This window comes from Methylobacterium sp. E-012 (assembly GCF_057836545.1).
Genome location: NZ_JBYQEY010000001.1, coordinates 4,503,615 through 4,524,757, shown reverse-complemented (window position 1 = coordinate 4,524,757; position 21,143 = coordinate 4,503,615). Strand labels below are relative to the sequence as shown.

At 71.4% G+C, this 21,143-nt stretch carries 19 protein-coding genes; 18 read left to right on the top strand and 1 reads right to left on the bottom strand.

What is annotated here, in order from left to right:
* The 14 genes from bchB (at position 1) to AC3IF1_RS21580 (ending at position 17,007) form a co-directional block, all read left to right on the top strand.
* Positions 1-1,593 (top strand): ferredoxin:protochlorophyllide reductase (ATP-dependent) subunit B, encoded by a 1,593-nt coding sequence (gene bchB / locus AC3IF1_RS21645; RefSeq protein ID WP_489219280.1) that lies wholly within the window; start codon positions 1-3, stop codon positions 1,591-1,593.
* A complete protein-coding gene (locus tag AC3IF1_RS21640; protein ID WP_489219279.1) occupies positions 1,583-5,311 on the top strand; it encodes a magnesium chelatase subunit H in 3,729 nt (1,242 codons plus the stop codon). The genes bchB and AC3IF1_RS21640 overlap by 11 nt, the downstream gene beginning before the upstream one ends.
* Positions 5,308-6,201 carry a ferredoxin:protochlorophyllide reductase (ATP-dependent) iron-sulfur ATP-binding protein gene (gene bchL, locus AC3IF1_RS21635; RefSeq protein ID WP_243970468.1) on the top strand — a complete coding sequence of 298 codons (894 nt, stop codon included), beginning with the start codon at positions 5,308-5,310 and terminating at the stop codon, positions 6,199-6,201. The genes AC3IF1_RS21640 and bchL overlap by 4 nt, the downstream gene beginning before the upstream one ends.
* A 16-nt stretch (positions 6,202-6,217) precedes the next feature.
* Positions 6,218-7,111 carry a magnesium protoporphyrin IX methyltransferase gene (bchM, locus tag AC3IF1_RS21630; RefSeq protein ID WP_489219278.1) on the top strand — a complete coding sequence of 298 codons (894 nt, stop codon included), beginning with the start codon at positions 6,218-6,220 and terminating at the stop codon, positions 7,109-7,111.
* Positions 7,108-8,538, top strand: coding sequence for a BCD family MFS transporter (locus AC3IF1_RS21625; RefSeq protein WP_489219277.1), 1,431 nt, complete (start codon positions 7,108-7,110; stop codon positions 8,536-8,538). Before bchM ends, AC3IF1_RS21625 begins: the two co-directional genes overlap by 4 nt.
* Before the next feature lie 18 nt (positions 8,539-8,556).
* Positions 8,557-9,336, top strand: a complete 780-nt coding sequence (puhA, locus tag AC3IF1_RS21620; RefSeq protein WP_243970473.1) for a photosynthetic reaction center subunit H — start codon at positions 8,557-8,559, stop codon at positions 9,334-9,336.
* Complete coding sequence (gene puhB / locus AC3IF1_RS21615) at positions 9,333-9,983, top strand: photosynthetic complex putative assembly protein PuhB (RefSeq protein WP_489219276.1); 651 nt, start codon at positions 9,333-9,335, stop codon at positions 9,981-9,983. Before puhA ends, puhB begins: the two co-directional genes overlap by 4 nt.
* A gap of 10 nt (positions 9,984-9,993) precedes the next feature.
* Positions 9,994-10,509, top strand: a complete 516-nt coding sequence (puhC, locus tag AC3IF1_RS21610) for a photosynthetic complex assembly protein PuhC (RefSeq protein ID WP_489219275.1) — start codon at positions 9,994-9,996, stop codon at positions 10,507-10,509.
* Entirely contained in the window at positions 10,509-10,805 is a 297-nt protein-coding gene (locus AC3IF1_RS21605) for a hypothetical protein (protein ID WP_243970479.1), read from the top strand. Before puhC ends, AC3IF1_RS21605 begins: the two co-directional genes overlap by 1 nt.
* Positions 10,802-11,890 (top strand): magnesium-protoporphyrin IX monomethyl ester (oxidative) cyclase, encoded by a 1,089-nt coding sequence (gene acsF / locus AC3IF1_RS21600; protein WP_489219273.1) that lies wholly within the window; start codon positions 10,802-10,804, stop codon positions 11,888-11,890. Before AC3IF1_RS21605 ends, acsF begins: the two co-directional genes overlap by 4 nt.
* Position 11,891: 1 nt before the next feature.
* Positions 11,892-12,686, top strand: coding sequence for a putative photosynthetic complex assembly protein PuhE (puhE, locus tag AC3IF1_RS21595; RefSeq protein WP_243970483.1), 795 nt, complete (start codon positions 11,892-11,894; stop codon positions 12,684-12,686).
* Positions 12,687-12,798: 112 nt separating this feature from the next.
* On the top strand, positions 12,799-14,016 hold the full coding sequence (gene hemA, locus AC3IF1_RS21590) for a 5-aminolevulinate synthase (RefSeq protein WP_489219272.1): 1,218 nt from the start codon (positions 12,799-12,801) through the stop codon (positions 14,014-14,016).
* 139 nt (positions 14,017-14,155) lie between these two features.
* Entirely contained in the window at positions 14,156-15,172 is a 1,017-nt protein-coding gene (bchI, locus tag AC3IF1_RS21585) for a magnesium chelatase ATPase subunit I (protein ID WP_489219270.1), read from the top strand.
* A gap of 134 nt (positions 15,173-15,306) precedes the next feature.
* Positions 15,307-17,007: a magnesium chelatase subunit D gene (locus AC3IF1_RS21580; RefSeq protein ID WP_489219268.1), complete on the top strand. Its 1,701-nt coding sequence runs from the start codon at positions 15,307-15,309 to the stop codon at positions 17,005-17,007.
* 42 nt (positions 17,008-17,049) lie between these two features.
* Here AC3IF1_RS21580 and AC3IF1_RS21575 read toward each other — a convergent pair whose 3' ends face one another.
* Entirely contained in the window at positions 17,050-17,196 is a 147-nt protein-coding gene (locus tag AC3IF1_RS21575; RefSeq protein WP_243970491.1) for a hypothetical protein, read from the bottom strand.
* A 207-nt stretch (positions 17,197-17,403) separates the two neighbouring features.
* Between AC3IF1_RS21575 and bchO the strand changes: the two genes are divergently transcribed.
* The 4 genes from bchO to AC3IF1_RS21555 all read left to right on the top strand — a co-directional run bounded on the left by bchO (position 17,404) and on the right by AC3IF1_RS21555 (position 20,895).
* On the top strand, positions 17,404-18,303 hold the full coding sequence (bchO, locus tag AC3IF1_RS21570; protein WP_489219267.1) for an alpha/beta fold hydrolase BchO: 900 nt from the start codon (positions 17,404-17,406) through the stop codon (positions 18,301-18,303).
* A 91-nt stretch (positions 18,304-18,394) separates the two neighbouring features.
* Entirely contained in the window at positions 18,395-19,180 is a 786-nt protein-coding gene (locus AC3IF1_RS21565) for a gamma-glutamyl-gamma-aminobutyrate hydrolase family protein (protein WP_489219265.1), read from the top strand.
* Between the two features lie 296 nt (positions 19,181-19,476).
* Positions 19,477-20,235: a guanitoxin biosynthesis heme-dependent pre-guanitoxin N-hydroxylase GntA gene (gntA, locus tag AC3IF1_RS21560; RefSeq protein WP_489219264.1), complete on the top strand. Its 759-nt coding sequence runs from the start codon at positions 19,477-19,479 to the stop codon at positions 20,233-20,235.
* Between the two features lie 63 nt (positions 20,236-20,298).
* Positions 20,299-20,895, top strand: a complete 597-nt coding sequence (locus AC3IF1_RS21555) for a DUF1989 domain-containing protein (RefSeq protein ID WP_243970500.1) — start codon at positions 20,299-20,301, stop codon at positions 20,893-20,895.
* Positions 20,896-21,143 lie beyond the last annotated feature (248 nt).

Sequence of the window (21,143 nt, the reverse complement as noted above, 5' to 3'; positions counted from 1 at the left end):
ATGCAGCTCACCCTCTGGACCTACGAGGGTCCGCCCCATATCGGCGCCATGCGGGTCGCCACCGCGATGACCGGGCTGCACTACGTGCTGCATGCGCCGCAGGGCGACACCTACGCGGACCTGCTGTTCACGATGATCGAGCGGCGCGATGCCCGCCCGCCCGTCACCTACACGACCTTCCGCGCCCAGGATCTCGGCCGCGACACGGCCGAGCTGTTCAAGACCTCGGTGGCGGCCGCCTACGCGCGCTTCCGGCCCCAGGCGATGATCGTCGGCGCTTCCTGCACCGCCGAATTGATCCAGGACGATCCGGGCGGCCTGGCCAAGGCCCTCGACCTGCCGATCCCGGTGATCCCGCTGGAGCTGCCCGCCTACCAGAAGAAGGAGAACTGGGGCGCCTCCGAGACCTTCTACCGCCTGGTGCGGGCGCTCGCCGGGGCACCCGCCCCGCGCCAGCCGCGGGAGCCGGGCCGGCGCCCGCTCTGCAACCTCCTCGGGCCGACAGCCCTCGGCTTCCGCCACCGGGACGACCTGATCGAGATCCGCCGGCTGCTCGACGCGCTGGGCATCGACGTCAACGTCGTGGCCCCGCTCGGCGCATCCCCCGCCGATCTCGGACGGCTCAAGGACGCCGACTTCAACGTCGTGCTCTACCCGGAGACCGCCCGGGCCGCCGCCGAATACCTCAAGAAGGCCTTCGGGCAGCCGTTCACGCAGGCGATCCCGCTGGGCGTCGGCGGAACGCGCTGCTTCGTCACCGAGGTGGCGGGCCTCGCCGGCGTCGATCCGGCGCCTGTCCTCGACGGCCCCGGCTCACGCCTGCCCTGGTACAGCCGCTCGGTCGACTCGACCTACCTCACGGCCAAGCGCGTCTTCGTGTTCGGGGATGCGACCCACGCCCTCGGCATCGCCCGGGTGGCGGCCCAGGAACTCGGCTTCACGGTGGTCGGCCTCGGCACCTACAGCCGCGAATTCGCCCGGGAGATCCGCGCCGAGGCGGCCGAGCACGGGATCGAGGCGCTGATCACCGACGACTACCTCGACGTCGAGGCCGCGATCCGCGCGGCCGCCCCGGAACTCGTCCTCGGCACCCAGATGGAGCGCCACGTCGCCAAGCGGCTGGGCATCCCCTGCGCGGTGATCTCCGCACCGGTCCACGTCCAGGATTTCCCGGCCCGCTACGCCCCGCAAATGGGTTTCGAGGGCGCCAACGTCCTGTTCGACACCCTGGTCCATCCGCTGATGATGGGCCTGGAGGAGCACCTGCTCGGCATGTTCCGGGAGGACCCGGAATTCCACGACGGCGTCGGGCCCTCGCATCTCGGCGGAACCGCGCGGGCGGCCTCCACCGAGGCGGCCGCCGAGGTCGCGGAACCGGCCGCTCCGTCGGCACCCGCCCCGATCCTCCTGGACGAGCCTGTCGTGATCACGACCGCTCCCTGGGCGCCCGAGGCCGAGAAAGAGCTGAGGAAAATCCCGTTCTTCGTGCGCGGCAAAGCGCGCAGCAACACGGAGAAGTTCGCCCGTGAGCGGCGGCTGCCGCTCATCACCCTCGAAACCCTCTACGACGCCAAGGCGCATTATGGCCGCTAGAGCGCTCCCCCCCGGACGCGAGGCCGGCGCGACGCGTCGACCGCCGATCCGCGTCGTCATCGTCACCCTCGACAACCACCTGGCCAGCGCGGTCGAGCGGGCGCGCCTGCGCCTGCGCGCCGAGATGCCGGGGCTGGTGCTCGATTTCCACGCCGCGGCCGAGTGGGACACCGATCCCGCGTCCCTCGACGCCTGCCGCAGCGACATCGCGCAGGCCGACATCGTGCTCTCGGCCATGCTGTTCATGGACGAGCATGTCCGGGCGATCCTGCCGGCGCTCGCCGCCCGGCGCGACGCCTGCGACGCGATGGTCGGCTGCATGTCGGCGAGCGAGGTGGTGAAGACGACCAAGCTCGGCCGCTTCGACATGAGCGGCACCAAGCGCAGCGCCCTCGACTTCCTCAAGAAGCTGCGCGGCAAGCCCGGCCAGCAGGGCAATGCCGGCCGCCAGATGGCGCTCGTGCGCAAGCTGCCGAAAATCCTGCGCTTCATCCCGGGCTCGGCCCAGGACGTGCGCGCCTATTTCCTGACCCTGCAATACTGGCTGGCCGGCTCCGACGAGAACGTCGCCGCCCTGGTGTGCTTCCTGGTGCACCGCTACGCGGCCGGCGAGCGGGCCGCCTGGCGCGAGGGGCCGGCCGCGCCAGCACCCCTCGACTACCCCGAGACCGGCCTCTACCACCCGCGCCTGCCCGGCCGGATCGGCCAGAATCCGTCCCGCCTGCCGCGCTCGGCGGCCGCGCGGGGCCGCGTCGGGCTGCTGGTGATGCGCAGCTACGTGCTCGCCGGCAACACCGCCCATTACGACGGCGTCATCGCGGCCCTGGAGGCGCAGGGCCTCGACGTGGTGCCGGCCTTCGCCAGCGGCCTCGACAACCGCCCGGCGGTGGAGTCCTTCTTCATGAAGGACGAGCGCGCCTGCATCGACGCCCTGGTGTCGCTCACCGGGTTCTCGCTGGTCGGCGGCCCCGCCTACAACGATGCCGCCGCCGCCGAGGCGATGCTGGCCCGGCTCGACGTACCCTACATCGCCGCCCAGGCGCTGGAGTTCCAGACCCTCGAACAGTGGGAGACGGGCGAGCGCGGCCTGTCGCCGGTCGAGGCGACCATGATGGTGGCGATCCCCGAACTCGACGGCGCCACCGCGCCGATGGTGTTCGGCGGCCGCTCCTCCGCCTCCGGCAGCGACAATGCCCGGGACATGCGGGTCCACCCGGAGCGGGCCGCGCGGCTGGCCGAGCGCGTGGAGCGGCTGGTGTCCCTGCGCCGGACCCCGAAGGCCGAACGCCGGGTCGCCGTGGTGCTGTTCAACTTCCCGCCCAATGCCGGCGCGACCGGCACGGCGGCATTCCTCTCGGTCTACGCCTCGCTGCTCAACACCCTGAAGGGCCTGGCGGCGGACGGCTACGCCGTGGATGTCCCGGAGAGCGTCGACGCCCTGCGCGAAGCGATCCTGGAGGGCAACGCCAAGCGCTACGGGACCCAGGCCAACGTCCACGCCCGCATCCGGGCCGAGGACCATGTCCGCCGCGAGACATATCTCGCCGAGATCGAGGCCCAGTGGGGCCCCGCCCCGGGCCGCCACCAGACCAACGGCGCCGACCTGTTCGTGCTCGGCGCCCAGTTCGGCAACGTCTTCGTCGGAGTGCAGCCGGCCTTCGGCTACGAGGGCGACCCGATGCGGCTGCTGTTCGAGCGCGGCTTCGCGCCGACCCACGCGTTCTCGGTCTTCTACCGCTACCTGCGCGAGGATTTCTCCGCGGACGCCGTGCTGCATTTCGGCACCCACGGGGCGCTCGAATTCATGCCCGGCAAGCAGACCGGCCTGTCCGAGGCCTGCTGGCCGGAGCGGATGATCGGGGCCCTGCCCAACGTCTATCTCTACGCCGCCAACAACCCGTCCGAGGGGACGCTGGCTAAGCGCCGCTCAGCCGCGACGCTGGTGAGCTACCTGACCCCGAGCCTGGCCACCGCCGGACTCTATCGCGGGCTCCTCGACCTGAAGAGCTCCATGGAGCGCTGGCGCGGGCTCGACCTCGAGGCAGCCGTCGAGCGCGAGGGCCTCGCCCGGCTGATCCAGGAGCAGGGCGCGGCCGTCGATCTCGTAGCGGCAGAGCCGGCCTGGACCGGCGATCTCGGCGCCCGGGTCGCGGATCTCTGGTCCGCCGTGCAGGAGCTGGAGCAGACCCTGATCCCGCACGGCCTGCACGTGGTCGGGCAAGGCGTACCGGCGGAGGAGCGGGGCGACCTGCTGCTCGCCCTCGCCGAGGCCTCGCACGGGCTGAAGCCGGACCCGGCCGGCATCGCCGCGCTGGTCGCGGGCGAGGGCGTCGAGGCGGCCTTCGCGGCCTCCGGGCTGCCCGGCGACCCCGAGACCCGCGCGGCCTTCACGGCGCTGGCCGAGACCGACCGCCGCCTCGCGCAGGACCACGAACTTCCGGCGCTGATCCGGGCGCTCGACGGCCGCTTCATCCCACCCGTGGCCGGCGGCGACCTGCTGCGCAACCCCGCGATCCTGCCGACCGGGCGCAACATCCACGGTTTCGATCCCTACCGCCTGCCCTCCGCCTATGCAGTGGCGGACGGCGCCCGGCAGGTGGCCCGCATCCTCGAACGCTTCGCGGCGGACGGGAAACCCTGCCCGGAGAGCGTCGCCCTGGTCCTGTGGGGCACCGACAACCTCAAGAGCGAGGGTGGCCCGATCGCCCAGGCCCTCGCGCTGATCGGCGCCGCCCCGCGCTTCGACGGCTACGGCCGGCTCAGCGGCGCCGAGCTGATCCCGCTCGAAATCCTCGGTCGCCCGCGAATCGACGCCGTGGTCACCCTCTCGGGCATTTTTCGCGATCTGCTGCCGCTCCAGACGAAGCTTCTCGCGGAGGCATCCTTCCTCGCGGCGAGCGCGGATGAGCCCCTCGAGAAAAACTTCGTCCGGAAGCACGCCCTGGCGATCCAGGCCGAGCAGGGCTGCGACCTGGAGACGGCGGCCCTGCGGGTCTTCTCCAACGCCGAGGGCGCCTACGGGGCCAACGTCAACCACCTGGTCGATTCGGGCAGCTGGGACGACGATGCCGAGCTGTGCGAGACCTTCTCGCGCCGCAAGAGCTTCGCCTATGGCCGCTCGGGCAAGCCGGCGCCGCAGCGGGCCCTGATGCAGGCGGTGCTGGCCTCCGTCGACATGGCCTACCAGAACCTCGATTCGGTCGAGGTCGGCGTCACCTCGGTCGACCATTACTTCGACGGGCTCGGCGGCATGGGCCGGGCGGTGGCGAAGGCCCGCGGCGAAGCGGTGCCGATCTACATCAGCGACCAGACCCGCGGGGAGGGGCGCGTCCGCTCCCTGGAGGAGCAGGTGGCGCTGGAGACGCGCACCCGCATGCTCAACCCGAAATGGTACGAGGGCCTGCTCGGCCACGGCTACGAGGGCGTGCGCCAGATCGAGACCCACCTGACCAACACGGTCGGCTGGTCGGCCACCGCCAACGCGGTCCAGCCCTGGATCTACGAGCGGATCACCGAGACCTACGTGCTCGACCCCGCCATGCGCGAACGCATGGCGGCCCTCAACCCCACCGCCTCCGCCAAGGTCGCCCAACGGCTGATCGAGGCACACAAGCGCGGCTTCTGGACTCCCGACGCGGCGACGCGTGACGCCCTCGACCGGGCCGAAGAGGAGCTGGAAGACCGTCTCGAAGGCGTCACCATAGGAGTCGCCGCATGAACATCGCCATTCGCAATCCGGTCATCGCCCGGAAGGAAGAAGGCAGCCTCCAGGTCGCCCTCGATCCGGACCTGAAGATCGAGACCGCCAAGGTCTTCGCGGTCTACGGCAAGGGCGGCATCGGCAAGTCGACCACCTCGTCGAACCTGTCGGTGGCGTTCTCCAAGCTCGGCAAGCGGGTGCTGCAGATCGGCTGCGACCCCAAGCACGATTCGACCTTCACGCTGACCAAGCGCCTCGCCCCGACCGTGATCGATGCCCTGGAGGCCGTGAACTTCCATTCGGAGGAGCTGCGCGTCGAGGATTTCGTGGTCGAGGGCTATAACGGCGTCATGTGCGTCGAGGCCGGCGGGCCGCCCGCCGGGACCGGCTGCGGCGGCTACGTGGTCGGCCAGACCGTCAAGCTCCTCAAGGAGCACCACCTCCTGGAGGATACCGACGTCGTGGTGTTCGACGTGCTTGGCGACGTCGTCTGCGGCGGCTTCGCGTCGCCGCTCCAGCACGCCGATCGGGCGCTGATCGTCACCGCCAACGACTTCGACTCGATCTTCGCGATGAACCGGATCGTGGCGGCGATCCACGCCAAATCGAAGAACTACCCGGTGCGGCTCGGCGGCGTCATCGCCAACCGCTCGGCCAAGACCGACGAGATCGACCGGTTCAACGACGCGGTCGGCCTGAAGCGCCTCGCCCACTTCCCCGATCTCGACGTGGTCCGCCGCTCGCGGCTCAAGAAATCGACCCTGTTCGAGATGGATTCCTCCCCGGAACTCGATGCCGTGACCGCCGAGTACATGCGGCTCGCCGAGACGCTCTGGGCCGGGGGCGAGCCCTGCGAGGCGATCCCCATGAAGGACCGCGACCTGTTCGAGTTCCTCGGGTTCGATTGAGGTTGGGATCCGACCGATGGCCAGCGCCAGCTACGAATCCCGCCGGGGTGAACTGACCACCTACTTCGACCGCACCGCGGTCGAGGCGTGGTCGCGCCTGACCTCCGACGCGCCGGTGAGCCGGATCCGCGCCACGGTGCGGGCCGGGCGCGACGCCATGCGGGCGACGCTGCTCTCCTGGCTGCCCGCCGACATGACCGGCCTGCGCCTGCTCGATGCCGGCTGCGGCACCGGGGCGCTGAGCGTCGAGGCGGCGCGGCGCGGGGCCGAGGTGGTGGCCATCGACGTCTCGCCGACCCTGGTCGACCTCGCCCGGGAGCGCCTGCCGGCGATCCCCGGCCCCGGCGGCATCGACTTCCGCGTCGGCGACATGCTCGACCCGGGCCTCGGCCGCTTCGACCACGTCGTGGCGATGGATTCACTGATCCATTACCGCGCCGCCGACATCGCCCGGGCGCTGGCGGTGCTGGGCGCGCGCACGGACGGTTCGGTGCTGTTCACCGTGGCGCCGCGCACCGCCCTGCTGACCGTGATGCACGCCGCCGGCAAGTTCTTTCCCCGCGGCGACCGCTCGCCGGCGATCGTTCCCGTGACCGAGGGCGGATTGCGGCGGCGGATGTCGTCCGAACGGGCGCTCGACGGCTTCGCCTGGGCGGGGAGTCACCGGATCAACAGCGGCTTCTACCTGTCGAACGCCATCGCGCTGACGCGCTCTTCCCCTCCCCCCTCTGCGGAGGAGGGTACCCTGCGCAGCAGGGGGGGAGAGGGGCAGCGCGACGTTGCGGGTTTCGGCCCCGAGCGTGATCTTTTCGGAACCGTCGCTCCCCTCTCCCGACCCCTGCTGACGCAGGGGCCCCCCTCCCCCGCTGAGGGGGGAGGGGGTGCGGCGGCGACCGGGGTGCGATCATGACCACCCCCACGCAAAAACTCACCCGCGCCCTGATGCGCCTCGGCCCGGCGATCCTGCCCTTCGCGGATGCCGCCACCGTCGAGCTGCCGCTGGGGCGCCTGCTCCGGCTCGCCCTGTTCCAGGTCACCGTCGGCATGGCGGCGGTGCTGCTGATCGGAACGCTCAACCGGGTGATGATCGTCGAGCTCGGCGTGCCGGCCTGGATCGTCGCCATGATGCTGGCGCTGCCGCTGATCTTCGCCCCGTTGCGGGCGCTCGTCGGCTTCCGGTCGGACACGCACCGCTCGGTGCTGGGCTGGCGGCGGGTGCCCTACATCTGGTTCGGCACGCTGCTCCAGTTCGGCGGGCTGGCGATCATGCCCTTCGCCCTGCTCATCCTGTCGGGCGACACCACCGGGCCGCTCTGGGTCGGGGACGTGGCGGCGGCTCTGGCCTTCCTGCTGGTCGGCGCCGGGCTGCACACCACCCAGACCGTGGGCCTCGCGCTCGCCACCGACCTCGCCCCGGCGCATGCACGGCCGAAGGTGGTGGCTCTGCTCTGCGCGGCGCTCCTGTTCGGCATGATGGCGAGCGCCGTGCTGTTCGGTCTGTTCCTCGCCCACTTCTCGCCGGTGCGGCTGATCCAGGTGATCCAGGGCGCGGCCCTGGTCACCATCATCCTCAACGGGATCGCCCTGTGGAAGCAGGAGCCCCGCGATCCTCACCGCACCCGGGAGGCGCCGCAGCGCGACTTCCGCGCCTCCTGGCAGGCCTATGCCGGGCAGGGCACCGCCCGGCGGCGCCTCGTGGCGATCGGGCTCGGCACGGCAGGCTTCTCCATGCAGGACATCCTGCTGGAGCCCTATGGCGGCCAGATCCTGCATCTGTCGGTGGGCGCCACCACGGCGCTGACCGCGCTGCTCGCCGCCGGCGGCGGCCTCGGTCTGCTGGTCGCGGCCCGCTGGCTCGGGCGCGGCGGCGATCCGTTCCGGGTCTCGGCGGTGGGCGTCGGGATCGGCATCCTGGCCTTCTCGGCGGTGGTCTTCGCCGCGCCGCTGGCCTCGGCCGACCTGTTCGCGGCCGGCGTCAGCCTGATCGGGCTCGGGGGCGGCCTGTTCGCCCACGGCACGCTCACCGCCTCGATGAACCGCGCCGGCCCGGAGGATACCGGGCTCGCGCTCGGCGCCTGGGGCGCCGTCCAGGCGACCGCCGCCGGGCTCTCGATCGCGGCGAGCGGCCTCGTGCGCGACGTCGGTGGCGCCATCGCCCAGTCGGGGGTGCTCGGCGAGGGCATGAACGAGCCGGCCATCGGCTACCTGATCGTCTACCACATCGAGATCGCCCTGCTGTTCGCCGCGCTCCTCGCGCTCGGGCCGCTGGTGCGTGAGGACGCGCGTGCAGAGGTTCGAGACCGCATCGCCGGCGAGCTTGCCGGCCGAGCGGCCTGAGAGACGGGGAGGTCAGCCATGCCAACCGGCGCACTTACGGGTTACGTCGACGTCGCCCAGGTCGTGCTCTACGCCTTTTTCCTGTTCTTCGCGGGGCTGGTCTTCTGGTTGCGCCGCGAGGACCGCCGGGAGGGTTACCCGCTGGAGAACGAGGCGGTCGGGCTGCGCAAGACCACGGACCCGTTCCTGATCCCGCGCTCCAAGGCCTTCCACCTGCCGGGCGGGGAGACCACCTACGCGCCCCAGGCGGTGCATGGCCGCGACGACATCGAGACCGGCATCCCCGCCCGCAAGGTCGAGCCCTGGCCGGGCGCCCCCTACGAGCGGACGGAGTCCTCCCTCCAGGCGGGCGTCGGCCCCGGTTCCTGGGTGCTGCGGCACGATGTGCATGACAGGACCTGGGACAACGAGATCCGGATCGTACCCCTGCGGGTGGCGACGAACTTCGTCGTGCACGAGGACGGCCCGAACCCGATCGGCATGACCGTGTTCGGCACTGACAACGGCGTGGCGGGCGTCGTCAGCGACGTCTGGGTGGACCGCGGCGAATCGCTGATCCGCTACTACGAGGTGGAACTCACGACCGGCGGCCGCCGGCTGATGCCGACCACCTTCTGCCGGGCGGGCGGCTTCACCAAGACGGTGAAGACCGAGGCGCTGCTGGCCAGCCAGTTCGCCGACATCCCCGCGACCCGCGATCCCGACAGCGTCACCTTCCTGGAGGAGGAGCGGATCGTCTCGTATTTCGGCGCCGGCACGCTCTACGCCACCCCGGCCCGCGCGGAGCCCCTGATATGAGCGGCGATTTCCTCCCAGAGGGCACCCTGCGGGGGCTGCCCGGCCCGCTCCCGGCGGGCGAGCGCATCCTGTGGCAGGGGGCGCCCACCACCACGGGTCTGCTGGTGCGGGTGTTCCACGCCCGCCTGGTGATCGCGTGGTTCACCGCCTGCGCCCTGGCCTTCGGCCTCGCCGCCGGCTCGCCCGGGGCCGCGCTGAGGGTGCTGGGACCGACCCTCCTGACCGGCGGCGCCGCCGTCGTGCTGCTCTGGGTGCTCGCGTGGCTCACCCACCGGGCGACGCTCTACACGGTGACCAACCGCCGCATCGTGCTGCAGACCGGCATCGCCCTGCCGGTGACCCACAACCTGCCCTTCGCCCAGGTCGACGGCGCGGCCCTGCGCGCCTTCACGGATGGCAGCGGCGATCTGCCTCTACGGTTGCGGCCGGGTACGCGTATAGCCTACTTTCAGCTCTGGCCGCATGCCCGGCCCTGGCATCTCACCCGAACGGAGCCCATGCTGCGCTCCGTCCCGGGTGCGGAGGCGGTGGCGGCGTTGCTGGCGCGGGCGCTCGAAGCCCATGCCGACGGCACCGCGCCTCCGGTTCGGGTCGCCCGTATGGGCCGAGTGGACGAGAATCCCGGCCGCCTCGTCGCGGCCGAGTAGGGAGGGGGCAATGGGCGAGCAGGCGAAGAACGCCGGCCGAGCCACGGCACGGGCCGTCACCGGACGACCCGTGGCGGGTCCGGCGCCGGCCCTGCTGATGATCGGTGCCGGGGCGCTGATGGGCTTCAGCATGCTCGCGGTCCTGATCGGCCGGAGCGAGGGGGTCGGCCTGGTCGCCCTGCCGCCCGCCAAGCCGGTGGCGCGGCTCGAATTCCGTGCCGAGGATCAGGTCGATGGCTCCATCGCCCTGCGCAACATCGCCGACCGGCAGATCGTCGCCTGGATCCGCCCGGGCGAGGACGGCTTTTTGCGCGGGACGCTGCGCGGCCTCGCCCAGGCCCGCCAGCGCGGCGGCCTCGGCCCGGACCAGCCCTTCAGCCTGACCCGCTACGATGACGGCCGCCTGTCGCTGGCCGACGAGGCCACCGGCCGCCAAGTTCCGCTGGAGGCCTTCGGGCCGACCAATGCCGGGGCCTTCGCGCGGCTGCTGCCCGGGCAGGCCGGCCCCGTCACGGAGCTGCGCTGATGGCCCTGTTCGGCAGTCGCACCGTCACCGTGCCCTGCACCGTGGAGATCGAGCAGACTCCCGAGAGCCTGCACGCCCACGTCACCCTGGATGCCGGATTCGAGATCGAGCCCGGCGACGAAGTCCAGGTCCACGACGCGCCGACCGCGGTGCCCTACGGCGAGCGGCTGACCGTGCGCCGCACCGCCACCGTCACCCGGGCCGGCCCGCTGGAGCGGGCCTGGACCAAGCTCATCGCCCATCTCGAACTGACCGAACTCTACGAGGTCAGCTTTTCCGAGCGGAGGAAGCTGTGAACGCACCCGTCGCACCGCTCTCAGGTCAGCCCATCCCGAAGGCCCCGGTCAACGAGTCGACCAAGGCCGCGCAGGAGACGACGTTCCTCAGCCCGCGCTTCTACACCACGGATTTCGTCGAGCTCGACCGGACGAACGTCGAGCCGGTGCGGCGCGACTGGGATTTGCTCATCGCCGAGCTACGCGCCGACCCGAACAAGCGCCACTTCACCCGCAACGCCGACTTCGACTGCGACCTGTCGCAGATGGAGCCCGAGCTGCGGAAGGAGTTTTTGGATTTCCTGGTGTCTTCGATCACCGCGGAATTTTCGGGCTGCGTGCTCTATGCCGAGATGAGAAAACGCGCCAAGAACAAAGACATCAAAGAATTGTTCGGCTTCATGAGCCGGGACGAGGCGCGCCACGCCGGCTTCATCAACGATACGCTCAAGGATTTCGGCATCGGCGTGGACCTGGGATTCCTGACCAAGTCCAAAAAATACACGTTCTTCCGGCCGAAATTCATCTTCTACGCGACCTACCTGTCGGAGAAGATCGGCTACGCCCGCTACATCACCATCTTCCGCGAGCTGGAGCGGCATCCGGAGCGGCGCATCCACCCGATCTTCAAGTGGTTCGAGCTGTGGTGCAACGACGAGTTCCGCCACGGCGAGGCCTTCGCCCTGCTGATGCGGGCGAACCCGAAGCTCACGAGCGGCGTGAATCGCTACTGGATCCGGTTCTTCCTGCTCGCGGTCTTCGCCACGATGTACGTGCGCGACCATCACCGCCCGGCCTTCCACAAGGCGCTGGGGGTCGATCCCAGCGACTACGATTTCAAGGTGTTCCGGATCACCTCGGAGATCTCGAAGCAGACGTTCCCGCTGGAACTCGACCTCGACAACCCGAAGTTCAAGTCGGGGCTCGACCGGCTGCTCGCCTGCTCCCGGGCGATCGCCGAGGCGAAGGCCCGGGGCGGTCCCGTGGGCAAGGTCCTGCACGGCATCCAGATCCTCCGGGCGGCCGCGACCTTCGTCCGGCTCTACCTGCTGCCGGTCAAGGCCAACGCCCTGCCGGCCGACATCCGCCTCCAGCCGGTCTGGTAGGATGGCGACCTTCGCAACCCCGATGCTCTACGCGGTGCTGCTCTGGTGGTTCTCCACCGGGCTGATCCTGCTGCTCGATCACGCCCCGCGGCGGACGCATCCGTGGAGCATGGCTGGGGCGACCCTGCTGCTCGCCGCCGCCCTGGTGGCGATCCGCGCCAGCGCCGGGGACACGAGCGGGACGGGGGCCTACACGGCCTTCACGGCGGCCCTGGTCGTCTGGGGCTGGCAGGAGATGAGCTACTACATGGGCTTCCTGTCGGGCCCGCGACCCGCCGCCTGCGCGCCGGGTCTGCGGGGGTTCGACCGGTTCCTGGCGGCGCTGGCCACCAGCCTGTGGCACGAATTCGCCATCGTGATCGGGGGCGTGGCGATCCTGGCGCTGGTCTGGGGCAGCCCCAACCGCTTCGCCCTGTGGACTTACGGCGCCCTGGTGGTGATGAACCTCTCGGCGCGGCTCAACCTGTTCCTGGGCGTGCGCAACCTCCACGCCGAGTTCCTGCCGGACCATCTCGGCTACCTGGCCTGCTATCTGTCCCGGAAGCCGATGAACCTGCTGTTCCCGGTCTCGGTCAGCCTCGGGACCCTCGCGGCGGCGCTGCTGGGCCGCGCGGCCCTGGGCGCCGACCTGCTGGAGCACGAATTGATCGGCTTCACGGTCCTGGCGACGCTGACGGCGCTCGCCACCCTGGAGCACTGGTTCCTGATGCTGCCGCTGCCCTCGGCGGAGCTGTGGCGCTGGAGCCTGCCGGCCCGGGCGTCCGGGGAAGCGGCGAGACCGCCGGATCACGTTTAGGTCGAGGGATCGCAGCCGGACGACGCATGTCCACCAATCTGGAATTGGTCTCGTGCGAAATCCGGTGTCACAGGCGGGATCAACCCGCAGGGTTTATTCGGGGAGAGGCGACATGGATTACGAGACCTTCTTCGAAGGCGAGATCGCCGGTCTCCACCGGGAGGGGCGCTACCGGGTCTTCACCGACCTCGAGCGTCACGCCGGCAACTTTCCCCACGCCACCCACCACCATGGCGGCGGCACGCGGCCCGTGACGGTCTGGTGCTCCAACGATTATCTCGGCATGGGCCAGCACCCAACCGTCACCGGGGCGATGCACGAGGCGATCGACCGCTGCGGCGCCGGCGCCGGCGGCACCCGCAACATCTCGGGGACCAACCACTACCACGTGCTCCTGGAGCAGGAGCTCGCCGACCTCCACGGCAAGGAGGCGGCGCTCCTGTTCACCTCCGGCTACGTGTCGAACTGGGCGGCACTCGGGACCCTGGCCTCGCGGCTGCCGAACTGCGCGGTCTTCTCCGATTCTGAGAACCACGCCTCGATGATCGAGGGCATCCGCTTCTCCCGGGCCGAGCGCCACATCTTCCGGCACAACGACCCGGAGGACCTGAACCGGAAGCTCGGGCTCATCGACCCGGCACGGCCGAAGCTGGTGGCGTTCGAGTCGGTCTACTCGATGGACGGCGACATCGCCCCCATCGCCGAGATTTGCGACGTGGCCGAGGCCCACGGGGCGCTGACCTACCTGGACGAGGTCCACGCGGTCGGCCTGTACGGGGCCCGGGGCGGCGGCATCTCGGAGCGCGACGGCGTCGCCCATCGGCTTGACGTGATCGAGGGCACCCTGGGCAAGGCGTTCGCGGTGCATGGCGGCTACATCACGGCCTCGGAGAAGCTCTGCGATTTCGTGCGCAGCTTCGCCTCGGGCTTCATCTTCACGACATCCCTGCCGCCCGCGGTGGCGGCGGGCGCGGCGGCCTCGATCCGCCACCTGAAGGCGAGCGGCGCCGAGCGCGCCCGGCATCAGGAGCGCGTGGCGAAGGTCCGGCAGGCGCTCGAGGCCGCCGACATCCCGACCATGCCCAACGACAGCCACATCGTGCCGGTGATGGTCTGCGATCCCGTGCTCTGCAAGGGGATCTCCGACACCCTGCTCGACGAGTTCGGCATCTACGTGCAGCCGATCAACTACCCCACCGTCGCCCGGGGCACCGAGCGCCTGCGGATCACCCCGTCGCCGCTGCACACGGATGCCGATATCGGGCATCTCGTCGAGGCGCTCGCCACGATCTGGGGGCGGATCGGGCTCCGGCAGAAGGCGGCGGAGTAGGGCGCTCTTCCCTCCCCCTTGCGGGGAGGGGTAGGGGTGGGGGTGGTGCAGATGGCACCGCTTCGACCTATCCTGCGCCACCCCCACCTCCGGCTCCTCCCCGCAAGGGGGAGGAGAGGGGGCACAGTGTGAGTTCTGCGTGCCCACCTTCCCCTTCTCGGCCATCGTCGCCCAGGACGAGATGCGCCAGGCGCTGCTGATCGCCGCGGTGGACCCGGCGGTCGGCGGCGTGCTGGTCTTCGGCGACCGCGGCACCGGCAAGTCCACGGCGATCCGGGCGCTCGCCGCCCTGCTGCCGCCGATGCGGGCGGTGGTCGGCTGCCCGTACAATTGCGATCCCGACAGCCCAGCGGAGAGCTGCCCCCACTGCGCGAGCCTGCCGGGCGCGCGGAAAAAGTCCGAAAAGAAACCGGTGCCGGTGGTGGATCTACCGCTGGGGGCCACCGAGGACCGGGTGGTCGGCACCCTCGATCTGGAACGGGCGCTCGGCGCCGGGGTGAAGGCGTTCGAGCCGGGGCTGCTCGCCCGGGCCAACCGCGGTTTTTTGTATATTGATGAAGTGAATCTCCTGGAGGACCACCTCGTGGACCTGCTGCTCGACGTGGCAGCCTCCGGGGTCAACACCGTCGAGCGCGAGGGATTATCGCTGCGCCACCCGGCGCGGTTCGTGCTGGTGGGCTCCGGCAACCCGGAGGAGGGGGAGTTGCGCCCGCAGCTCCTCGACAGGTTCGGGCTGGCCTGCGAGGTCGCGACCCCGAAGGACATCGCCACCCGGATCGCCGTGGTGCGTGCCCGCGACGCCTACGAGCGCGACCCCGAGGGGTTCTGCGCCGCACGATCCGGCGACGAGCGGAAAATCCAAAAACAGATCCTGCTGGCGCGGGAGCGGCTGCCGTCCCTGAGCGTCCCGGATGCCGCCCTGGAGCGCGCGGCGCGGCTCTGCCTGGCGCTGGGCACCGACGGGTTGCGCGGCGAGCTGACCCTGATGCGCACCGCCCGGGCGCTCGCCGCCCTCGACGGCGCCGAGACGGTCACCGACGACCACCTCCGCCGCATCGCCCCGGCCGCCCTGCGCCACCGCCTGCGCCGCAACCCGCTCGACGAGTCCGGCTCCACCGCCCGGGTGGAGCGGGCGCTGGCGGAGGTGTTTGCGTGAGGCACGCGCCGCCTCTGGCTCCCCCCTCTGCGGGGGAGGGTGGCCCTCGCGTCAGCGAGGGTCGGGAGAGGGGAGCAGCGGTGCAGAAGTGGGCTGCGGCCTCCTTGAAGGCCGCGCCCCCTTCGGATGCCGGGTTGCCCTCTCCCGACCCCCTTCGGGGGCCACCCTCCCCCGCGGAGGGGGGAGGGAGCGCGCCGGGCGTTTGGACCGACGCTCATTGTGCCGCCTTGCTGCTCGCCGCCGATCCGGCCGCCTTCGGCGGTGCGGTCGTCCGAGCGCCGCCCGGTCCGGTCCGCGAGCGCTGGCTCGAAACCCTGCGCGCCGCGCTCCCGCCCGGGACACCCTGGCGGCGCCTGCCGCCCGCGATCGGCGATGACAGCCTGCTCGGCGGCCTCGACCTCGCCGCGACTCTGGCGGCCGGCCGTGCGATCACCCGGGCCGGCCTGCTGGCGCAGGCCGATGGCGGGATCGTCGTCGTGCCCATGGCCGAGCGCCTGCCGCCCGGCACCGCCTCGCGGCTCGCCGCCGCCCTCGACACCGGCACCGCGTCGGACCGGCCGGCACGGTTCGGCCTGATCCTCCTCGACGAGGGCGAGGCGGACGAGACCGTCGCCGAGGCCCTGGCCGACCGTCTCGCCTTCCGGATCGACCTCGGCGGCGTCGGGATCGGCGATTGCGACGCCGCCCCCGCCGACGCCGAGCCCGACGCGGCCGCGGAGCCCGACCCGCTCGGCACCCTGTGCCGGCTGGCGGAGGCGCTCGGTGTCGACTCCCTGCGCGGACCGATCCTGGCAGCCCGCGTGGCGCGATGGCTCGCGGCGGATCGCCCGGTCGGCACGGCGGAGATCACCGCGGCGGCCCGCCTGGTCCTGGCCCCGCGCGCCACGCGCCTGCCCATGCCCGAGGAGCCGCGGACGGAGGAGGCGGAGGCGCCGCCCCCGCCCCCCTCGGAGGACCGGGACGCGCCGGACGCGGCCGAGCCGGCCGACGCGCGCGTGCTCGAGGCGGTGCGCGCCGCGATCCCGGCGGGGCTGCTCGATCAGCTGATGGCGGGGGGGGCGCGTCTCTCGGCCGCGAAGGCCGGGCGGGCGGGTCAATTCGCGGCGGCGCGGACCGGCCGCCCGATCGGCAGCCGCCGGGGCGACCCGCGGCGCGGGCGCCTCGATCTGCTCGCGACCCTGCGGGCGGCTGCGCCCTGGCAGGCCCTGCGGCGCGGGGGCGAGGAGACGCGCCGCCTCGTTGTTCGGCGGGACGACCTGCGGATCCGGATCCTGCGGCAGCGGACCGAGACCACGACGGTGTTCTGCGTCGACGCCTCCGGCTCGGCCGCCCTGGAGCGGCTGGCCGAGGCCAAGGGTGCGGTCGAGCTACTGCTGGCCGAGGCCTATGTCCGGCGCGACCGGGTGGCTTTGGTGGCCTTCCGCGGGACCGGCGCGGAGCTGGTCCTGCCGCCGACCCGCTCCCTGACCCGGGCGAAGCGCGGGCTCTCGGGGCTGCCGGGCGGGGGCGGGACGCCGCTCGCGGCGGGGATCGACGCGGCGCTCGGCGTGGCACTGGGGGTGCGCCGGAGCGGCAGCCGGCCGGTGATCGTGCTGCTGACGGACGGGCGCGCCAACGTCGCCCGGTCGGGGGAGGGCGGACGGGCCCGCGCCGGGGCCGAGGCCCTGCAGGCGGCCCGCGCGCTCCGTGCGGCCGGGCTGCCGGCCCTGGTGATCGATACCGGCGCCCGTGGCGAAGGCGCGCGCGCGGTCGCAGAGGCCATGGCCGCCCGCTATCTGATTCTGCCGCGCGCCGATGCCGGGCGGCTCAGCGCGGCCGTGCGGGCCGCGCTCTAAGCATCGCGATGGCCCGGTTCAACGAACGCCGTTGAACTCTGATCAGAGATGGATGCCGGCGCCGATATCGGCCACGCGCTGGTTGTGGGACATCCATGCGTTCAGCATCTCGCGGAACAGGCCGCGGAACGTCCAGCGGCCCGGGGTCGAGGCGGCGAAGTGCTCGGTGGAGGAGGTGAAGACGATCATGGCCGGTTCCAGTGGTGCGCGCTGTGCAGGGTCAGCTCTCGCATCCGTGATGCCGTTTTTGCTGCGACGCAGCAATCCGGTTTCCGGCAGCGGTGGCATGCGGTTTCTGCATGCTTTTACAGTATGTTACGAAATACTTCCAACCCAGCACGATAGCGCAGGCCTCCGAACCTTGGCTGGCTTTGGTGCAATGCAGGATGGCGGCCGGTGCTGAATCTCCGCGATGCGGACCGTCCGGACTGGGCGGTGGATGGCCGGGACTGGCCGCACCGGGCGGCGAGCCGCTTCGTCGAGGCGGCGGGCCTGCGCTGGCACGTTCAGGAATTCGGCCGACCCGAGGCGCCGGCCCTGCTGCTGCTGCATGGAACCGGGGCGGCGACCCATTCCTGGCGCGGGCTCGCGCCGCTCCTGGCCGAGGATTTCTTCGTGACCGCCCCGGACCTGCCGGGCCACGGATTCACCGATCCGCTGCCGGATGCCGACCTGTCGCTGCCCGGCATGGCCCGGGCGGTGGCGGGCCTCGTGGCGGCGCTCGGGCGACCGCCGGTGGTGGCGGCGGGCCACTCGGCCGGTGCGGCGGTGCTGGCGCGGATGTGCCTCGACGGCGCCATCGCGCCCCGGCTGCTGGCCGCGTTCAACGGTGCCCTGGCGCCGCTGCCCGGGGCGGCCAGCCTGCTATTCCCCAGCATGGCGCGGCTCCTGTTCCTCAACCCGTTCACCCCGAAAATCTTCGCCTGGACGGCGGACCGGTCGGCGGCCAAGCGGCTGATCGAGGGGACCGGCTCGCGCCTCGACCCGCAGGGCGTCGATCTGTACCGGCGGCTCTTCGCCCGGGCCGGCCATGTCCGGGGGGCGCTGGGCATGATGGCGAACTGGGACCTCGCGGGCCTGCACCGGGCGCTGCCGGGGCTCGCGACCCGCACCCTGCTGATCGTCGGCGGCGACGACCGGGCGATCCTGCCGGACACCGCCTTCGCGGTGCGCGACCGCCTGCCCGACGCCCGCGTGGCGCTGATCCGGGGCCTGGGTCACCTGGCGCACGAGGAGGCACCCACGCAGGTCGCCGAGGCGCTGCGGGCGGAGGCGAAGGCCATCGGCCTGCTCTGAACGCGGGGACTGGCGCCGGCCTTGCCAGGGTCGTAGAGCCAGCCGCACGGGACAGGACCCGCGGCCAGGCCGGGAAGGAGCAGCCGGAACGATGGCGAGACCCGTGATCGGCGTCATCGGAAACGCGCGCCTGCTCGACAACCGGTTCCCGGCGCAGATCGTCGGTGAGAACAACATGCGGGCGCTGGCCACGGTGGCCGGCGTCCTGCCGCTGATGTTCGCCGCCGCCCCGGCGATCACCAATCTCGGCGACCTCCTCGACACGGTGGACGGTGTCCTGCTGACCGGCGGCCGCGCCAATGTCCACCCGACCCGGTTCGGGGCCGAGCCCTGCGCGGCGCACGAACCCTACGACGAGGCCCGCGACGCCGTGGCGCTGCCGCTGATCGAGGCCTGCGTGGCCCGCGGCGTGCCGCTGTTCGGCATCTGCCGCGGCTTCCAGGAGATGAACGTCGCCTTCGGCGGCAGCCTGCACCCGGAGATCCGCGAGCTTCCCGGCCGGCTCAACCACCGGATGCCGCGCCTGGAGAATGGCGAGATCCACCCGGATCTGGAGTTGATCTTCGCCGACCGCCACGCGGTCCGCCTGACGCCCGGCGGCACCTTCGCGCGGCTGATCGGGCGGGAGACCATCCGGGTGAATTCCCTGCACGGCCAGGGCATCCTGGAGCCGGGCGCGCGGGTGGTGATCGAGGGCGTCGCCGAGGACGAGACCGTGGAGGCGATCCGGATCCGCGACGCGGCGGGATTCGCCCTCGGGGTGCAGTGGCATGCCGAGCACGATCCGGCGACGAACCCGATCAACCGGGCACTGTTCGAGGCGTTCGGCGACGCGGCGGCGGCGCATCGCGGGGCGCGCGCGGCGGGACGGCGCTGACCCCGAATCCGTCTCGGGGGATCCCGATCTCGACCCGGCACGCGGCAGCAAAACGCTGCCTCGCGGCCGGATGTCCGAGTCTTCCACAACTTGATCTATGTTTATCGCGCGGCGCAGATCTATCGGTGATCTTATCTCGCCCGGGAAAATCCTTTCCGCCCCGCCGATCGATTCACCGTATCCACGGACGACCTGTCGCAGGCCGGAACGACTGCACGGGTGTCGGGTTGCCGGAGTCCCGCACATGGGCTGCCTTCTCCCGCGGCAGCCTTGCGCAGAACATGAGCACCGACCGCATGCAGTTTCCCCGCGACGACCGAGAGCACCCCCGTGCCGAGGCCTTCCGCGAGTTCATCCGCAACCCGCCCTTTCCCTGCGTCGGCGCCAAGTCGGCGCTGTCGCGCGGCCGGATGACGATCGTGGTAGCCCGGGACATCACCTCCGGTTGGGACGATATGCGGATCTACCCGGCGCTGCTCGCCTTCGTGGCGCGCTACCGCCTGCAGCCGGACCTGTTCCAGAGCTTCGCCGTCGTCTTCGAGGGCCCGGGCGACCTCTCGGAGGAGGGCTTCGAGCGCAACCTCTGGGCGCGCGCGCAATCCCTCACCGACAAGGATGCCTGGCTCGGCCAGCCGCACGATTCCCGGGTGGCGGAAGATCCGGATAACTCGCATTTCTCCCTGAGCTTCGGCGGCGAGGCGTTCTTCGTGGTCGGCCTTCACCCCAACGCGAGCCGCCCGGCGCGGTGCTTCTCCTCCCCCGTGCTGGTCTTCAATCTGCACGCGCAATTCGAGCGGTTGCGCGCCGAGGGCCGCTACGAGAAGCTGCGTGCCTCGATCCTGGAGCGCGACGAGGCCCTGGCCGGCAGCCTCAACCCGATGCTGGCGCGCCACGGCGAAACCTCGGAGGCCCGCCAGTATAGCGGCCGCGTGGTCGGGGCCGATTGGCGCTGCCCGATGCAGGGCCGCCCCGCGGCGCCCGACGCTCCGGCCACGGACGCGTGGCATCCCCCGTCCCTGTCGCTCGACGGCCTCTTCCCGGCAAATGGCGGCTGAGGGATCGGATCGCGGCAGCGCCAGCGGCGTTGCCGGCAGACGCGTGGCGGGAGCGGAGACATCATGGACCGGGCGGACGTTCAGCAGATCGAGCCGCGCTCCGGCGTTGCCTTCACCCTCGACCGGGGGCAGCGCCTGACGGTGATCGACCCCCGCGGCGAGCAGGTGGCCGATCTCGTCGCCTACAACCGCCACGACACGGGCGAGGTGATCTCCTCCGGGCGGACCCTCGATTACGCCAGCCGGATCTACCTCACCACCGGCGACCCGCTCTATTCCAACCGCTCGAACGTGCTCCTGCGCATCGTCGAGGACACGGTCGGGCGCCACGATTTCCTGCTGACCCCGTGCTCGGCCGACACGTTCCGGATCATCTACGGCGACACCGACCCCCATCGCGGCTGCTTCGGCAATCTGGCGGCGGCGCTCGCCCCCTACGGCATCGCGCCGGACGCGATCCCGGTCGCGTTCAACTGCTTCATGAACGTGCCGATCGACGGGGCGACCGGAGCGCTCACCGTCGCGCCGCCCTTGAGTCGGGCCGGAGACAGGATCGTGTTCGTCGCCGAGACCGACCTGATCATCGGCTTGACCGCCTGCTCGGCCCTGCAATCGAACAACGGCAGCTTCAAGCCGATCCATTACCGGGTCGAGGTCTGAAACCGGTCGATAGCCGTGTCCCGCGGGGCGGTCGCCGCGCCGGGATAGGGGCTCAATATTCAAACGCTGCCATGCGCGCGGATCTTCGAAAAGCTTCCGTACGATCTGTGCGATAGGCCAATAGGACGATCTTCAGGCAACAATCGCTGAGGTTGCCCGGCGTTGTTTGCCATTTACTAACTTTATCGGACGACCCTACGATGGTGCAGTGCGTCGTCCCCCGGGATCGGCGTGCGACAGGCGTTCCG

Excerpts from the sequence above, each read along its gene's own strand:
- AC3IF1_RS21575 (WP_243970491.1), bottom strand. The coding sequence starts at position 17,196 with ATGATCGTCTTCACCTCCTCCACCGAGCACTTCGCCGCCTCGACCCCG.
- puhC (WP_489219275.1), top strand. The coding sequence starts at position 9,994 with ATGGGCGAGCAGGCGAAGAACGCCGGCCGAGCCACGGCACGGGCCGTC.
- AC3IF1_RS21565 (WP_489219265.1), top strand. The coding sequence starts at position 18,395 with ATGGCGAGACCCGTGATCGGCGTCATCGGAAACGCGCGCCTGCTCGAC.
- AC3IF1_RS21625 (WP_489219277.1), top strand. The coding sequence starts at position 7,108 with ATGACCACCCCCACGCAAAAACTCACCCGCGCCCTGATGCGCCTCGGC.
- hemA (WP_489219272.1), top strand. The coding sequence starts at position 12,799 with ATGGATTACGAGACCTTCTTCGAAGGCGAGATCGCCGGTCTCCACCGG.
- AC3IF1_RS21605 (WP_243970479.1), top strand. The coding sequence starts at position 10,509 with ATGGCCCTGTTCGGCAGTCGCACCGTCACCGTGCCCTGCACCGTGGAG.
- puhB (WP_489219276.1), top strand. The coding sequence starts at position 9,333 with ATGAGCGGCGATTTCCTCCCAGAGGGCACCCTGCGGGGGCTGCCCGGC.
- bchL (WP_243970468.1), top strand. The coding sequence starts at position 5,308 with ATGAACATCGCCATTCGCAATCCGGTCATCGCCCGGAAGGAAGAAGGC.
- puhE (WP_243970483.1), top strand. The coding sequence starts at position 11,892 with ATGGCGACCTTCGCAACCCCGATGCTCTACGCGGTGCTGCTCTGGTGG.
- bchM (WP_489219278.1), top strand. The coding sequence starts at position 6,218 with ATGGCCAGCGCCAGCTACGAATCCCGCCGGGGTGAACTGACCACCTAC.
- puhA (WP_243970473.1), top strand. The coding sequence starts at position 8,557 with ATGCCAACCGGCGCACTTACGGGTTACGTCGACGTCGCCCAGGTCGTG.
- gntA (WP_489219264.1), top strand. The coding sequence starts at position 19,477 with ATGCAGTTTCCCCGCGACGACCGAGAGCACCCCCGTGCCGAGGCCTTC.
- AC3IF1_RS21555 (WP_243970500.1), top strand. The coding sequence starts at position 20,299 with ATGGACCGGGCGGACGTTCAGCAGATCGAGCCGCGCTCCGGCGTTGCC.
- bchB (WP_489219280.1), top strand. The coding sequence starts at position 1 with ATGCAGCTCACCCTCTGGACCTACGAGGGTCCGCCCCATATCGGCGCC.
- AC3IF1_RS21640 (WP_489219279.1), top strand. The coding sequence starts at position 1,583 with ATGGCCGCTAGAGCGCTCCCCCCCGGACGCGAGGCCGGCGCGACGCGT.